Source organism: Streptomyces odontotermitis (genome assembly GCF_050510915.1).
Taxonomy (GTDB): Bacteria; Actinomycetota; Actinomycetes; order Streptomycetales; family Streptomycetaceae; genus Streptomyces.
This window is the reverse complement of record NZ_JBNJLS010000010.1, coordinates 25,220-40,032: the sequence shown is the minus strand read 5'-3', so window position 1 is coordinate 40,032 and position 14,813 is coordinate 25,220. Positions and strand designations below refer to the sequence as shown.

Annotated in this window: 15 protein-coding genes; 10 read left to right on the top strand and 5 right to left on the bottom strand. The window is 70.9% G+C overall.

The window, feature by feature from the left end; translation table 11 throughout:
• Positions 1-21 precede the first annotated feature (21 nt).
• The 3 genes from ACQB60_RS26005 to ACQB60_RS25995 all read left to right on the top strand — a co-directional run bounded on the left by ACQB60_RS26005 (position 22) and on the right by ACQB60_RS25995 (position 2,977).
• Complete coding sequence (locus tag ACQB60_RS26005) at positions 22-867, top strand: DUF6597 domain-containing transcriptional factor (RefSeq protein ID WP_496928545.1); 846 nt, start codon at positions 22-24, stop codon at positions 865-867.
• Positions 864-1,370, top strand: a complete 507-nt coding sequence (locus ACQB60_RS26000) for a GNAT family N-acetyltransferase (RefSeq protein WP_496928544.1) — start codon at positions 864-866, stop codon at positions 1,368-1,370. The genes ACQB60_RS26005 and ACQB60_RS26000 overlap by 4 nt, the downstream gene beginning before the upstream one ends.
• A 143-nt stretch (positions 1,371-1,513) precedes the next feature.
• Entirely contained in the window at positions 1,514-2,977 is a 1,464-nt protein-coding gene (locus tag ACQB60_RS25995; protein ID WP_496928543.1) for an MFS transporter, read from the top strand.
• A 15-nt stretch (positions 2,978-2,992) separates the two neighbouring features.
• On the opposite strand, the gene ACQB60_RS25990 is transcribed toward ACQB60_RS25995, so the two are convergent.
• A complete protein-coding gene (locus ACQB60_RS25990; protein ID WP_496928542.1) occupies positions 2,993-3,484 on the bottom strand; it encodes a MarR family winged helix-turn-helix transcriptional regulator in 492 nt (163 codons plus the stop codon).
• Positions 3,485-3,623: 139 nt separating this feature from the next.
• Positions 3,624-4,166 (bottom strand): hypothetical protein, encoded by a 543-nt coding sequence (locus tag ACQB60_RS25985; RefSeq protein WP_496928541.1) that lies wholly within the window; start codon positions 4,164-4,166, stop codon positions 3,624-3,626.
• Positions 4,167-4,284: 118 nt separating this feature from the next.
• On the opposite strand from ACQB60_RS25985, the gene ACQB60_RS25980 reads away from it, so the two are divergent.
• The 3 genes from ACQB60_RS25980 to ACQB60_RS25970 all read left to right on the top strand — a co-directional run bounded on the left by ACQB60_RS25980 (position 4,285) and on the right by ACQB60_RS25970 (position 5,700).
• Entirely contained in the window at positions 4,285-4,620 is a 336-nt protein-coding gene (locus ACQB60_RS25980; protein ID WP_496928540.1) for a YnfA family protein, read from the top strand.
• A 71-nt stretch (positions 4,621-4,691) separates the two neighbouring features.
• Positions 4,692-5,480, top strand: a complete 789-nt coding sequence (locus ACQB60_RS25975; RefSeq protein WP_496928539.1) for an SDR family NAD(P)-dependent oxidoreductase — start codon at positions 4,692-4,694, stop codon at positions 5,478-5,480.
• 10 nt (positions 5,481-5,490) lie between these two features.
• The gene (locus ACQB60_RS25970) at positions 5,491-5,700 is read left to right on the top strand and encodes a hypothetical protein (protein ID WP_496928538.1); all 210 of its coding nucleotides are present in this window, start codon (positions 5,491-5,493) and stop codon (positions 5,698-5,700) included.
• 252 nt (positions 5,701-5,952) lie between these two features.
• On the opposite strand, the gene ACQB60_RS25965 is transcribed toward ACQB60_RS25970, so the two are convergent.
• Positions 5,953-7,146, bottom strand: coding sequence for an RtcB family protein (locus ACQB60_RS25965; protein ID WP_496928537.1), 1,194 nt, complete (start codon positions 7,144-7,146; stop codon positions 5,953-5,955).
• A 200-nt stretch (positions 7,147-7,346) separates the two neighbouring features.
• On the opposite strand from ACQB60_RS25965, the gene ACQB60_RS25960 reads away from it, so the two are divergent.
• From ACQB60_RS25960 to ACQB60_RS25950, 3 genes are all read left to right on the top strand, one after another.
• Positions 7,347-8,288 carry a DUF3558 domain-containing protein gene (locus ACQB60_RS25960; protein ID WP_496928536.1) on the top strand — a complete coding sequence of 314 codons (942 nt, stop codon included), beginning with the start codon at positions 7,347-7,349 and terminating at the stop codon, positions 8,286-8,288.
• Between the two features lie 147 nt (positions 8,289-8,435).
• Entirely contained in the window at positions 8,436-9,311 is an 876-nt protein-coding gene (locus tag ACQB60_RS25955; RefSeq protein WP_496928535.1) for a DUF3558 domain-containing protein, read from the top strand.
• Positions 9,312-9,436: 125 nt separating this feature from the next.
• Complete coding sequence (locus tag ACQB60_RS25950) at positions 9,437-10,723, top strand: DUF2637 domain-containing protein (RefSeq protein ID WP_496928534.1); 1,287 nt, start codon at positions 9,437-9,439, stop codon at positions 10,721-10,723.
• On the opposite strand, the gene ACQB60_RS25945 is transcribed toward ACQB60_RS25950, so the two are convergent.
• A complete protein-coding gene (locus ACQB60_RS25945) occupies positions 10,720-10,929 on the bottom strand; it encodes a hypothetical protein (protein WP_496928533.1) in 210 nt (69 codons plus the stop codon). The two genes, ACQB60_RS25950 and ACQB60_RS25945, sit on opposite strands and share 4 nt — an antisense overlap.
• 145 nt (positions 10,930-11,074) lie before the next feature.
• The gene (lysS, locus tag ACQB60_RS25940; protein WP_496928532.1) at positions 11,075-12,823 is read right to left on the bottom strand and encodes a lysine--tRNA ligase; all 1,749 of its coding nucleotides are present in this window, start codon (positions 12,821-12,823) and stop codon (positions 11,075-11,077) included.
• Positions 12,824-13,039: 216 nt separating this feature from the next.
• On the opposite strand from lysS, the gene argS reads away from it, so the two are divergent.
• On the top strand, positions 13,040-14,809 hold the full coding sequence (gene argS, locus ACQB60_RS25935) for an arginine--tRNA ligase (RefSeq protein WP_496928531.1): 1,770 nt from the start codon (positions 13,040-13,042) through the stop codon (positions 14,807-14,809).
• Positions 14,810-14,813: the final 4 nt, after the last annotated feature.

The following is a 14,813-nucleotide window of genomic DNA, read 5'->3' as shown; positions in this document are numbered from 1 at the left end:
GACCCGGCCTACGATCGGTCCATGGCTGACGCCGCTCCCCGCCGCGACACCCGGGGCATCGTCGATCCGGCGGGGCTCCTGACCCGCGTACGCTTCCGCCGCCGCCTCCCCGCCGAGCCCCTGCGCGCGTACGTCGAGCACTACTGGCTGATCGACTGGGACCTCCCGGAGCCCTACGCCACCCATGTCGTGCCCCACCCGGCCGTCAACGTGGTCTTCCAACTCCTGCCGGGGCAGGCGCCGTTCGGGGAGGTGGCCGGGGTCGGGCTCGGGCTCTTCGGGAAGAAGCTGCGGGGGCGCGGGCGGGTGTGCGGGGCGCAGTTCAGGCCGGGCGGGTTCCGGCCGTTCGCGCCGGGGCGGGCGGTGGCGGAGTGGACGGGGCGGGAGGTGCCGCTCGCCGATGTGTTCGGCCCGCTCGCCGAAGACCTCGCCCCCGGAGTGCTCGGCCCCGATGACGAGCACGCGCGCGTGGCCGCACTCGACGCCTTCTTGCTGGACCTCGCCCCGGCGCCCGACCCGCGCGCGGACCTGGCCATGCGCCTCGTCGCCCGCGTCCGCGCGGACCGCACGATGCGGCGGGTCGACGCGCTCGCGCGCACGGAGGGCCTGTCCGTCCGCGCGCTGCAACGGCTCTTCGCCGCATACGTGGGGGTGGGGCCCAAGTGGGTCGTCCTGCGCTACCGGATCCACGAGGCCCTGGAGCGGGCCGGGTCGGCGGCGGACGGGCGGGGCGTCGACTGGGCGGGGCTCGCCGCCGCGCTCGGGTATGCCGACCAGGCCCATCTCGTACGGGACTTCACGGCGACCGTGGGGGTGCCGCCGACCGCGTACGGATTGTCGGACCCCCCGCCTACCGTGAGGGCATGAGCATCCGACTCCGTCTCGAACCCTGGTCCGAGGGCGACTTCGAGCTGCTGGTGCGGAACAACGCGCCGGAGATGACCGACCACCTCGGCGGCCCCGAGAGCGACGAGAAGCTCGCCGACCGGCACCGCCGCTACCTCGCGCTGCGGGAGAGCGAGGGGCGCGGCCAGATGTTCCGGATCTCGGCGGGGCCCGACGCCCCCTCGGCGGGGTCGATCGGGTACTGGGAGACGACGTGGCAGGGGGAGCCCGCCTGGGAGACCGGGTGGGGGGTGCTGCCGGAGTTCCAGGGGCGGGGCATCGCGGCGGCGGCCGCGCGCCTGGTCGCCGAGCGGGCCCGGGAAGCGGGCCGCCACCGGCACCTGCACGCGTTCCCGTCCGTCGACCACCCCGCGTCGAACGGGGTGTGCAGGAAGGCCGGGTTCACGCTCCTGGGAGAGTGCGCCTTCGAGTATCCGAAGGGGCACTGGATGCGGTGCAACGACTGGCGGCTGGAGCTGGCCTAGCCGAGGTCGCGGGCCGCGACTCCCGTCATCCGCCTTGACAGTTCCGGGGGCCCTCCCGCACATTTATCTGCGTCACGCAGTTTCTGCACAGCGCAAGATAATTCCTCCCGCTGTGGCTGCGCCCCACCCGAAAGGCACCTCCCATGAGCACGTCCGCTCCCACTCCCGCTCCCACTCCCGCTCCCGCTCCCGCCGAGCCCAGAGCCGCTCCCGAACCCCCCTTCACCCCCCGAAAACGCTGGGCCGTCCTCGCCGTCGTCCTCGCCGCCGACGTGCTCGACCTCGTCGACGCGACCCTCACCAACATCGCCGCCCCCACCATCGCCAGGGACCTCGGCGGCGGCCCCGCCCTCGTGCAGTGGCTCGGCGCCTCGTACGCCCTCGCCCTCGGTGTGCTGCTCGTCCTCGGCGGGCGGCTCGGCGACAAGTACGGCAGGCGGCGGCTCTTCCTCGCCGGTCTTGGCGGGTTCACGCTCGCCTCCGTGGTCTGCGGGCTCGCACCGAACCCCGAACTCGTCGTCGGCGCCCGGCTCGTGCAGGGCGCGTTCGGCGCGCTCGTCATCCCGCAGGGCTTCGGCATCCTCGGCGCGGTCTGGCCCCGCGACCAGCTCGGCAAGGCGTTCAGCTTCTTCGGGCCCGTGATGGGGCTCTCGGCCGTCGGCGGACCCGTCCTCGCCGGGTTCCTCGTCGACGCCGACCTCGGCGGACTCGGCTGGCGCCCGATGTTCCTGATCAACCTCGTGCTCGGCGCCGCCGCCGTCCTCGCCGCCGCCCGGCTGCTCCCCCGCGACACCGGCGACCGCGCCACCGCCATCGACGGCCCCGGCTCCGCCCTCCTCGGCGGCGCCATGCTCGGCCTGCTCGGCGGCCTCATCGAGGGCACGGCGAACGGCTGGAGCGCGGGCCCCGTCCTGCTCGTCGCCGCCGGACTCGCCCTCTTCGCCGCCTTCTGCCACCGCCAGCGCACCGCCCGGAACCCGCTGATCCAGCCGTCGTTGCTGCACAACCGCGGCTTCACCTCGGGCCTGCTCCTCGGCGTCTTCTTCTCCGCCGCGGTCTCCGGCCTGCTCTACGTGATCTCGCTCTTCCTCCAGCAGGGCCTCGGCCGCTCCCCGACCGGCACCGCGCTCGGCCTGATGCCGTTGTCCGCGGGCATCGTCGTCGCGTCCCTCGCCTGCTACCGCCTCATCGGCCGGTTCGGCCGCACCCTCGTCGTCGCCGGTCTCCTCATCACCCTCACCGGCACCGGCTACCTCCTCGCCCTCGTCACCGACACCGGTACGGATACGGGCACTTGGGCCCTCGTCCCGCCCCTGCTCATCGTCGGACTCGGCATGGGCACGTGCTTCGGCACCATCTACAACGTCACCATCGGCGACATCGCCCCCGCCGAGGCGGGCAGCGCCAGCGGCTCACTCACCGCGGTGCAGCAGCTCGCCAACGCGATCGGCGCCGCCACCGTCACCACCGCCTACTTCAAGACCCTCGCGTCCGGGTCCGCCCACGCGACCGCCGTCAGCCTCGGCACGGTCGGCGCCGTCACACTCGTCTGCCTGAGCCTCGTCCGGCTCCTGCCCCGCGAGGCTCCGCAGGACGACCACCACTGAGCCCGCCCCGGGCTGCTAGCCGAACTCGCCGTCCCGCAGCCGTGTCACCTGCTGCGCGCTGAACTCCACGGTGCGCCTCATGTGGCCGACCAGGACGGCGAGTTCGTCGTTCCCGAGCTCCTCGAAGATCCCGTTCCAGCCCTCCGCCATCCTGTCCCACAGCCGCCCGAACTCCTCGATCTTCTCCGGCACCGTCGCCACCAGGACGCGCCTGCGGTCTGCGGCGTCCCGCTCCCGTACGACGTAACCGGCCCGCTCCAGACGGTCCACGAGCCGCGTCGCCGACCCCGTCGTGAGCCCGGTCAGCTCCGCGATCCGTCCCGTCGTGACCGGCTTCGCCTCCAGGCTGAGCAGGTTGAGGCACTGCAGGTCGGTCGGGTGCAGCCGCAGGTGGTCGGCGACGGCCTGGTTGAAGAGGGCGTACGACGCCATGTAGCGGCGCGAGGCGACGGACAGCTCGTCGAGCAGCGTCGCCCGCTCGCGCTCGGCCTTCTTGCTCCCGGTCATGGACGCCCCCTTCGGAGAAGCCGGTCTCTGCGTCAGACAGAAAGCGTACGACGCAGAGAAGCCGGGTCGCGGGCGAGCGCCCGCCTCGGAAGGAGCCCCATGGGGAGCCCAAGAAGGAGGGGTCCTGGGACGAGGGGTCCTAGAAGTAGTACGCGTCCCCTGAGTCCAGGACCAGCACCTCATGCTCCTGGTTCGCCGGGTTCAGATCCGAGGCCCCGCCGTTCCAGACCGTGTCGATGCGGACCCGCACCTCCGGCACCCGCCCCGCGAGCCGCACTCCCAGCTCCACCGGCTCCCCCCTGCTCCCCGCCGCCAGCTCCCCGGCGTCGCACAGCACCTCCCGCTCACCCCCGCGCACACAGCCCCGCGGCAGCCGCTGGCCGTCCGCGAGCGGCACCGACCAGCGCAGCCGGACCGTGGCGTCGGAGACGTCGGCGGGGCCGTGGTTCTGCGGGGCGAACCGCACCCGGACCCGCTCGCCGGAGAGGGAGACCTCCCCGTGGTAGGCGAGGTCGGCCTCCGGAGGGGCAGCGGGCAGGGGGACGGGCTCGCGCACGGCACCCGGCACCGGGCTCGGCTCACCCGCGGCACCGGCCGCCATGGCGCCGCCCCCGCAGAGCACCACCCCCATCACCCCCGCCACCCCCATCCCCGCCACCACACCCCAGCGAAGCAGCAGCATGCGCACAACAGCCTCCACACAGCACTCGGCCCGGAACGTCGCCCCGATACATGCCACTCGCCCGCCCCGTGCACAGCACTCCCACACCTCATGCCACCCTCATGCCACCCTGAGGCCCATGCTCATCGCCCGCTCCGCCGCTCTCTTCGTCCTCGCCGCGCTCTTCGAGATCGGTGGCGCGTGGCTCGTCTGGCAGGGGGTGCGGGAGCACCGCGGGTGGGCGTGGATCGGCGCCGGAGTGCTCGCGCTCGGGGTGTACGGCTTCGTCGCGACGCTCCAGCCGGACGCCGAGTTCGGCCGGATCCTCGCCGCGTACGGCGGGATCTTCGTGGCCGGTTCGATCGCGTGGGGCATGGTCGCCGACGGCTACCGGCCGGACCGCTGGGACGTCGCCGGGGCGTTGATCTGCCTCGCCGGGATGGCGGTCATCATGTACGCGCCGAGGGGCCGCTGATCGTGCGCCCCGCCCGGCCTATCCTGGCGGCAGGACAAGGACAAGAACGTACGTACGCCCAAGGAGCCACCATGACCGCCGGGAACGCCGGGAACGGGGCGAACGCCGCCCGCCGCATCGCCATCGTCACCGGCGCGAGCAGCGGCATCGGCGCCGCCACCGCGCGCGGACTCGCGGCGGCCGGCTACCGGGTCGTCCTCACCGCCCGCCGCAAGGACCGCATCGAGGCCCTCGCCGCCGAGCTCACCGACGCCGGGCACGACGTGGTCCCGTACTCCCTCGACGTCACCGACCGCGCCGCCGTCGACACCTTCGCGACCGCCTTCCGCGAGATCGCCGTCCTGGTCAACAACGCGGGCGGCGCGCTCGGCGCGGACCCCGTCGCCAGCAGCTCCCCCGAGGACTGGCGCCAGATGTACGAGACGAACGTCATCGGCACCCTGAACGTCACGCAGGCGCTGCTGCCCGCCCTCACCGCGAGCGGCGACGGCACGGTCGTCGTCCTCTCCTCGACGGCCGGGCACGGCACGTACGAGGGAGGCGGCGGCTATGTGGCCGCCAAGCACGCCGAGCACGTGCTCGCCGAGACGCTGCGCCTGGAGATCGTCGGTACGCCGGTGCGCGTCATCGAGATCGCGCCCGGCATGGTGAAGACCGACGAGTTCGCCCTGACCCGCTTCGGCGGTGACCGGGAGAAGGCCGCCAAGGTCTACGCGGGCGTGGCCGAGCCGCTCACCGCGGACGACGTCGCGGACACCATCACCTGGGCGGTGACCCGCCCGCCGCACGTCAACATCGACCTGCTCGTGGTCCGCCCCCGGGCCCAGGCGTCCAACACCAAGGTCCACCGGGACGCGTGAGCCGCCCCCGATGACCTACGCCTCCGACGACCCCGGCGCACCGGCCGGGTCACCCGACTCCGCCGACCCGGCCGAGCGGCTCACCCACGAGGTCGAGTCCCGCCGCCTCGCCCAGGAGAAGAAGAACGAACGCCTTGTGTGGTGGTACCTCGCGTACTTCCTGTTCGGGATCCACCTGGTGGCCTTCATCATGATCTTCGCGATCAAGAACGCGAAGTAGGCGCATCCACCGGGGAGTTCACCGAACGCGAGTCAGCCACATCGGTGAACGCGTCCTATCGCCATGAGAGTTGATGTACGGCCTGCCCAGGGTGGAGTTCCCTCGTCGTGACTATCTGCGGGGCCTCGTCGATGCAGACGGCTCGATCGGCCACACCGGCCAACAGCTCCCCTCATGGGGGCGGAGCGGCTGATCAAACGCAACCTGTCTCTGGGGGCCCAGGCTGACAACAGCCTGGGCCCCACGGCCAGTTCAGCCCTTCACGCACACAACCTGCTTCAGCTTCGCCACGACTTCGACGAGGTCGCGCTGGTTCTCCATCACCTGCTCGATCGGCTTGTACGCGCCCGGAATCTCGTCGACGACACCCGAGTCCTTGCGGCACTCGACGCCCCGCGTCTGCTCCTCCAAGTCGCGCGCCGTGAACCGCTTCTTCGCCGCGTTCCGGCTCATCTTCCGGCCGGCGCCGTGCGACGCCGAGTTGAAGGACTTCGCGTTGCCGAGGCCCTTCACGATGTACGAGCCGGTGCCCATCGAGCCCGGGATGATCCCGTAGTCACCGGAGCCCGCGCGGATCGCGCCCTTACGGGTGACGAGCAGATCCATGCCCTCGTAGCGCTCTTCGCTCACGTAGTTGTGATGGCAGCTGATCTCCGGCTCGAAAGTCGGCTTCGCCTTCTTGAACTCCTTTCGGATCACATCCTTGAAGAGCGCCATCATGATTGCGCGGTTGTACTTCGCGTACTCCTGCGCCCAGTAGAGGTCGTTCCGGTACGCCGCCATCTGCGGGGTGTCGGCGACGAAGACCGCCAAGTCGCGGTCGATCAGGCCCTGGTTGTGCGGGAGGCTCTGAGCCACACCGATGTGGTGGTCGGCCAGCTCCTTGCCGATGTTGCGGGAACCCGAGTGCAGCATGAGCCACACCGAATCAGACATGTCAACACAAACTTCCGCAAAGTGGTTGCCCGACCCGAGCGTTCCCATCTGCTTACCGGCCCGCTCCTCCCGGAACTTCACCGCATCGGCAACCCCGTCAAAGCGCGACCAGAAGTCACCCCACCCCGCCGTCGGGAACCCATACAGCCGCCCCGGATCCACAGCCTCCTCATGCATCCCCCGCCCCACAGGAATCGCCGCCTCGATCTTCGACCGCAGCCGCGACAGGTCCCCCGGCAGATCGTTGGCGGTCAGCGACGTCTTGACGGCGCTCATCCCGCAGCCGATGTCGACCCCGACCGCCGCCGGGCACACCGCGCCCTTCATGGCGATCACGGACCCGACCGTCGCACCCTTGCCGAAGTGGACGTCCGGCATGACGGCGAGGCCCTTGATCCAGGGCAGCGTCGCCACGTTCTGCAGCTGCTGCATGGCGGCGCCCTCGACCGTGGACGGGTCGGTCCACATCCGGATCGGTACCTTCGCCCCCGGAACCTCTACGTAACTCATGGCGTCCTCTTTCCCCCGTACTACTGAAACAACTGGTAACGCAACAAATGACCTTGAAGCGCAAATACCGGTGCCAAGGTCGACGAAAGGGATGAGGGACCGGCAGCCGGAGCAGCGCGTGCGATAGACATTGTGTCCACCGGCTGACCACCACCGGCAACCGATTAACCCGTCGAGCATCCGTCGAGAGGAGCCCCAGCGTGCAGCGGAAGGCCAGGGCAAGGGCCGCCAAGGTCTGCGTATCAGGCGTCGCCGCCCTCCTCTCGGTCGTGCTCGCCGGCTGCTCGGGCGGCTCGGGCCTCGGGGACGACTCCGACGACTCCAAGCCCGGCGACCCGGGCTCCACCACGCGCGCCGCCGAGCCCGGCAAGTTCCGCACGCTGCCCGAGCCCTGCGGCGCGGTGGACCACGGCACCCTCGACGAGATGCTGCCCGGGATCCAGCAGATCGAGGACGAGGACCAGCAGGAGAAGGCGTACGCGGGCACGGCGACGAACACCTTCGACACCGACCGCCGGGTGGGCTGCCGCTGGAAGGTCGACTCCCCGGACGCCACGCACCACCTCCTCGTCGACTACGAGCGGGTCGTCTCGTACGACGGCGACGTCAGCGACGACGCCCGCGCCCAGGAGCTCTACCAGCGACGGGTCACGGCCGCGGACCTGCCCGCGCCGTCGGCGTCGAGCGGGGACAGCACCTCGAAGGAGAGCACGTCCGGCGGCGGCGCCTCCGACGACCCCGGCTCCGGCAAGGACAAGGACAAGGACAAGACCAAGGACACGGACAAGTCGGGAGACAAGGGCGAGCAGGACGGCAAGGGAGGCAAGGGAGATAAGGGAGGCAAGGGGGACAAGGCGAGCCCCTCCGGGTCGCCCTCCGGGAACGCCGCGCCGCCCGCCAGCCTCCTGCCCCGCGTCCTCGACGACCTCGGTGACGAGGCGTACCTCGACGACGCCCTCGCGGCCTCCGGTTCGGCGGCCCGGCACCGGACCGTGACTGTGGTGTTCCGCACGTCCAACGTCCTGGTGACCGTCGAGTACGACGAGCAGCCGGGGCGCGGCAGCGACATCCCCGACAGCAAGGAAATGCAGGACAAGGCACAGGAACTGGCCGAGTCGCTGGCCGGGAAGTTCGACTCGTAAGGGCTCCGTGAAGGCGGTCCGCCGGGTGGCCGGGGTGATGTGCGGCTCACTCGAAGCGGGACCGCTCAGGTTCCTCAGCGCGTACCGTGGCCCCTCGGAACGACGACGTCATGAATGAACACATGAGTGAACATGAGTGAAGGAACCATGCACCGACCTGCACAGCGACAGCGACTGACCCGCCGCCTTCTCGCCTGCGCGGCCGCCGTACCGGTGATCCTCGTCGCCTCCGGCTGCTCCTCCGACTCCGGCGACTCGGACGGCGCGAAGAAGGACTCCGGCTCGAAGGCGTCCGCCTCGGCCTCCACCGGCGGCGACAAGGCCGCCGAGGTGCAGAAGGCGGCGTACGCGAAGCTGCCCGAGCCGTGCGACGTCCTGTCGAAGAAGACCCTCGGCGACCTGGTGCCGAAGGCGAAGGACAAGACCGGCAAGGCCGGCACGTCCGACGACACCTCGGCGCGCGGCACCTGCTCCTGGGACAGCCTCGACAACAACGGCGTCGACGGCTCCCAGTTCCGCTGGCTGCGGGTCTCCCTGCTGCGCTTCGACTCCGAGGCGTCGCTGGGCAGCGGCGAGAAGCGCGCCCAGCAGAGCTTCACCAAGCAGGTCACGGACGCGCAGGCCACCAAGGACGCCAAGTCCGTGAAGACCCAGCCGGTCTCCGGCGTGGGCGACCAGGCGACGCTCGTGACGTACGACCTGAAGAAGGACAAGGACACCTTCAAGCAGCAGACGGTCGTGGCGCGCGTGGAGAACGCGGTCGTGACGATCGACTACAACGGCGCGGGCCTGGCGGGCGACAAGTCCCCGAAGGCGGAGGACCTGTCGAAGGCCGCGGAGAAGGCGGCGAAGGAGGCCGCGGCGTCGGTCACCGACGCCAACAAGGCGGGCTCGGGCGGCAAGTCGTCCGACAAGCCTTCGGAGAAGCCCTCGGAGAAGTCCTCGGAGAAGTCCAAGGACGACAAGAAGAGCAGCGACGACAAGAAGAGCGACGAGAAGAGCGACGACAAGTCCAAGTCGTAGCCGCGGCGCAGCAGTCGACGGAGCCCGGCCCCCTGGGGGCCGGGCTCCTGTCGTTCTCCGCGGGCTCATGTGCCAGGCTGTCGCTCGCAACAGACCGAACAGGGAGGGGTTCGCGGGTGGCCGCGATGCAGCTGACACGCACACACCGGATACTCATCGGGGTGGTCGTCGCCGGTGCGGTGGTCATCGCCGGAATCGGCTTCGCCGGCTCGTACGCCGCCGTGCGCGAACTGGCCCTCAAGAAGGGCTTCGGCAACTTCAGTTACGTCTTCCCGATCGGCATCGACGCGGGCATCTGTGTGCTGCTCGCCCTCGACCTCCTGCTGACCTGGATCCGCATCCCCTTCCCGCTGCTGCGCCAGACGGCCTGGCTCCTGACGGCCGCCACCATCGCCTTCAACGGCGCGGCGGCCTGGCCCGACCCGCTGGGCGTGGGCATGCACGCCGTCATCCCGATCCTCTTCGTCGTCTCGGTCGAGGCCGCCCGGCACGCGATCGGGCGCATCGCGGACATCACCGCCGACAAGCACATGGAGGGGGTGCGGATGATGCGCTGGCTGCTCTCCCCGCTCCCCACGTTCCTGCTGTGGCGCCGCATGAAGCTGTGGGAACTGCGCTCCTACGAGCAGGTCATCAAGCTCGAACAGGAACGTCTCGTCTACCAGGCCCGGCTGCGCTCCCGCTTCGGCCGCGGCTGGCGCCGCAAGGCCCCCGTCGAGTCGCTGATGCCGCTGCGCCTCGCCCGCTACGGCGTCCCGCTCGCCGAGACCGCCCCCGCGGGGCTCGCGGCGGCGGGCATCGAGCCGGTGCTCCTGCCGCCCGCCCCCGCGGCGGTCACGACGAAGGAGCAGCAGCACCCCGAACTCACGGCCCCGGCCCCGGTGACGCCCGCACCCGCGCCCCCGGCGGCCGCCGCCGAGGAGCCCGCGCCCCACCCCCCGGAGGAGACCCTTCCGGTCGGCCGGCACGAGAGCCCCTGGTTCGCCGCGCACAGCGCCTCGTACGCCCCCGTGGCCCCCTACGACGAGTGGTACGCGGAACAGGAACAGGGCCAGCCCCAGCCGCAGGCCCAGCCCGAGTTCCCCGTCCCCAACGGCGCCGGCGGCACCCGCCCCCTCGGCGACGGCGCCCCCCAGGCCGAGCCCGAGCCGCTCCCCGAAGCGGTGGCGGAGGCGCTCCCCGAAGCGGCGCCCGAATCAGCGCCCGAACCCGCCCCCGCCCCCTCCGACGAGGACCTCTACCAGGTGTTCCGGCACTCGATAGAGGGCGAGGGCATGCCGACCCCCGGCGCGTTCGCGGCGAACGTCGAGGCCGCCTTCGGGATCCGCCTCCAGTCCCGCGAACTCAACCACTACATGGACCGGTTCACCGCTCGCCTGGACAGCGAGCTGATGGAGGACCACATCGCCTAACCCCGGCTCCTCGCCCGCTGCTTGGACGTCTCGCCCCAGATCGCCAGCGCGGCGCCGAGGACGAACAGGACGAGGTAGCCGGGGGTCGGGATGTCCCACCACTTCTGGAGCAGACCCCAGGAGTCCCCGGTGAAGAGGCGGCCGAGGACGCCGAGGGCGCCCTGGATGCCGACGACCCAGCCGATGATGGTGATGATTTCCTTCATGCGTCCATGATCGGCGGCGCCCGGCCCGCACGCCTCGTGCGGCTGAGCGAGATCGCCGCCGTCGCCGTAGTCCGAAAGATGCAGTACGTACGGGTGAGGGGGCGCCGTCCGCGCGGACGGCGCCCCCTCACCCGTAAGCCGACAGCTAGACCGACAGCAGCTTCCGCACCCGGTCCGCCCCCACCGCGAGCAGCAGCGTGGGCAGTCGCGGCCCCGTCTCACGGGTCACCAGGAGCCGGTAGATCAGCGCGAAGAACGTCCGCTGCGCCACCTTGATCTCCGGCGGCAGCTCCTTCGCCGTCGCGTCCGCCGAGAAGCCCGCCCGGACCTTCGGGACGCCGTAGACGAGGTGGGTGAGGCCGTCCAGGGACCAGTGCGAGTCCAGGCCCTCCAGGAGGAGGCGGAGCGACTCGCGGGCCTCGTCGTCCAGGGACGAGAGCAGCTCGGTGTCCGGCTCGGCGCGCACGATGGTGCGGGCGTCGGCCGGGACCTGCGTGCTGATCCAGTTCTCGGCGCGGTCGAGGCGCGGGCGCACCTCGTCCAGCGAGGCCAGCGGGCTCGACGGGTCGAGCTCGCTGAGGATGCGGAGCGTCTGGTCCTCCGCCCCGGCCGTGATGTCCGCGACCGACGCGAGCGTGCGGTACGGCAACGGGCGCGGGGTGCGCGGCAGTTCACCGGCGGCGGTGCGGGCGGCCCGGGAGTGCGCGGCCGCGTCGGCGGGCAGCACCGAGCCGTCGGCGACCTTGGCCTCCAGCTTGTCCCACTCGTCGTAGAGCCGCTGGATCTCCTGGTCGAAGGCGATCTTGAACGACTGGTTCGGCCTGCGGCGGGCGTAGAGCCAGCGCAGCAGCTGCGGCTCCATGATCGCGAGGGCGTCGGCGGGCGTCGGGACGCCGCCCCGCGACGACGACATCTTCGCCATGCCGCTGATGCCGACGAACGCGTACATCGGGCCGATCGGCTGCTTGCCGCCGAAGATCCCGACGATCTGCCCGCCGACCTGGAACGACGAGCCGGGCGAGGAGTGGTCCACACCGCTCGGCTCGAAGATCACGCCCTCGTACGCCCAGCGCATCGGCCAGTCGACCTTCCAGACCAGCTTGCCGCGGTTGAACTCGCTCAGCCGGACCGTCTCGGTGAAGGCGCACTCGCCGCACACGTACGTGAGCTCGGTGGTCTCGTCGTCGTACGACGTGACCGTCGTCAGGTCCTTGCCGCAGCCGCCGCAGTACGGCTTGTACGGGAAGTAGCCCGCGCCGGAGCCCGAGCCGTCGTCCTCGTTCGCCGCGCCCGAGCCCTCGGCGGCCTCCAGCTCGGCCTCGTCGACCGGCTTCTGGCCCTGCTTCTTCGGCGGGGCCTTCTTGGTGCGGTACTGCGCGAGGATCGCGTCGATGTCGCCGCGGTGCTTCATCGCGTGCAGGACCTGCTCGCGGTAGACACCCGCCTGGTACTGCTCGGTCTGGCTGATGCCGTCGAACTCGACGCCCAGCTCACCGAGGGAGGCGACCATCGCGGCCTTGAAGTGCTCCGCCCAGTTCGGGTACGCGGAACCGGCCGGGGCGGGCACCGACGTCAGCGGCTTGCCGATGTGCTCGGCCCACGACTCGTCGACGCCGGGGACGCCCGCCGGGACCTTGCGGTACCGGTCGTAGTCGTCCCAGGAGATCAGGTGCCGGACCTCGTACCCGCGCCGCCGGATCTCGTCGGCGACCAGGTGCGGGGTCATGACCTCGCGGAGGTTGCCGAGGTGGATCGGGCCGGAGGGGGACAGGCCGGAGGCGACCACGACGCGTTTGCCCGGGGCACGACGCTCCGACTCGGCGATGACGTCGTCCGCGTAACGGGAAACCCAGTCCGCATTCTCGGCGGGCTCCGTGCTCGTGCTCTGGGCCACGGTCAGTCGGTCCCTTTCGCTTCAGGTCTTCGGCTTCAGGTTCTTCATGGGGCGCGCTTGCTCTCCATGGGGGCACGATCGCTCGCTGTGCCGCTGCCATTCTCCCAGACGGAAGCGACCCCTCCGGGGTTGCGCTTATCCAGAAGCGACGGCCTCTCTCCTCATGGGACACTTGGCACCCAGCACGGTGCATCCCCATTACCAGAACGGAAGCTCATGGCCTCGGTCCCGTCCCTCGCCTCTACCGTCCAGCAGCGCCTCGCGGACGCCCTCTCGGCAGCCCTGCCGGAGGCCGGCTCCGCCGACCCGCTGCTGCGACGTAGCGACCGGGCGGACTTCCAGGCCAACGGCATCCTGGCGCTCGCCAAGAAGCTGAAGGGCAACCCGAGGGAGCTGGCGGCCAAGGTCACCGACGCCCTCGACGCCGCCGACGTGCTGCAGGACGTCGAGGTCTCGGGGCCGGGCTTCCTGAACATCACGGTCACCGACAAGGTGATCGTCGAGACCCTCGCCGCCCGCGCGGCCGACGACCGGCTCGGCGTCCCGCTCAAGGAGCAGCCGGGCACCACGGTCATCGACTACGCCCAGCCGAACGTGGCGAAGGAGATGCACGTCGGCCACCTGCGCTCGGCGGTCATCGGCGACGCCCTGCGCGGCATGCTCGACTTCACCGGCGAGCGGACCGTCGGCCGCCACCACATCGGCGACTGGGGCACCCAGTTCGGCATGCTCATCCAGTACCTGATCGAGAACCCCGGCGAGCTGGCCCCGGCCGAGGACGTCGACGGCGAGCAGGCCATGTCGAACCTGAACCGGGTGTACAAGGCGTCGCGCGCGGTCTTCGACTCGGACGAGGAGTTCAAGGAGCGGGCCCGGAAGCGGGTCGTGGCGCTCCAGTCCGGCGACAAGGAGACCCTCGGGCTGTGGCAGCAGTTCGTCGACGAGTCGAAGGTCTACTTCTACTCGGTCTTCGAGAAGCTCGACATGGAGATCCGGGACGACGAGATCGTCGGCGAGTCCGCGTACAACGAGATGATGCCGGAGACGGCGCGGCTCCTGGAGGAGTCCGGCGTCGCCGTCCGCTCGGACGGCGCGCTCGTGGTCTTCTTCGACGAGATTCGCGGCAAGGACGGCGAGCCGGTGCCGCTGATCGTGCAGAAGGCGGACGGCGGCTTCGGCTACGCGGCCTCCGACCTCTCGGCGATCCGCAACAGGGTCGTCGACCTGGACGCGACGACGCTCCTGTACGTGGTGGACGTGCGCCAGTCCCTCCACTTCAAGATGGTCTTCGAGGCGGCCCGCCGGATGGGCTGGCTGAGCGACGAGGTCACGGCCCACAACATGGGCTACGGCACGGTGCTCGGCGCGGACGGCAAGCCGTTCAAGACCCGCGAGGGCGAGACGGTGAAGCTGGAGGACCTCTTGGACGAGGCCGCCGAGCGGGCCACGGCGGTCGTGCGCGAGAAGGCCGCGGAGAAGCCGGGCCACCTGACCGAGGAAGAGATCGTCGAGAACGGCCGGTACGTGGGCATCGGCGCCGTGAAGTACGCGGACCTGTCGACGTCGGCGAACCGCGACTACAAGTTCGACCTGGACCAGATGGTCTCGCTCAACGGCGACACGAGCGTGTACGTCCAGTACGCGTACGCCCGGATCAAGTCGATCCTGCGCAACGCGGAGGACGCGGCCCCGACCGCGCACCCGGAGCTCGAACTCGCCCCGGCGGAGCGGGCGTTGGGCCTGCACCTGGACGGGTTCGGCGATCTGCTCGCGGAGGCGACGGCGGAGTACGCCCCGCACAAGCTGACGGCGTACCTGTACCAGCTGTCGTCGCTGTTCACGACGTTCTACAGCCAGTGCCCGGTGATCAAGCCGCGCCCGGCCCAGGAGATCGTCGAGAACCGCCTGTTCCTCTGTGACCTGACGGCGCGCACCCTGCACCAGGGGATGGCGCTCCTGGGCATCCGCACCCCGGAGCGCCTCTAGCCGT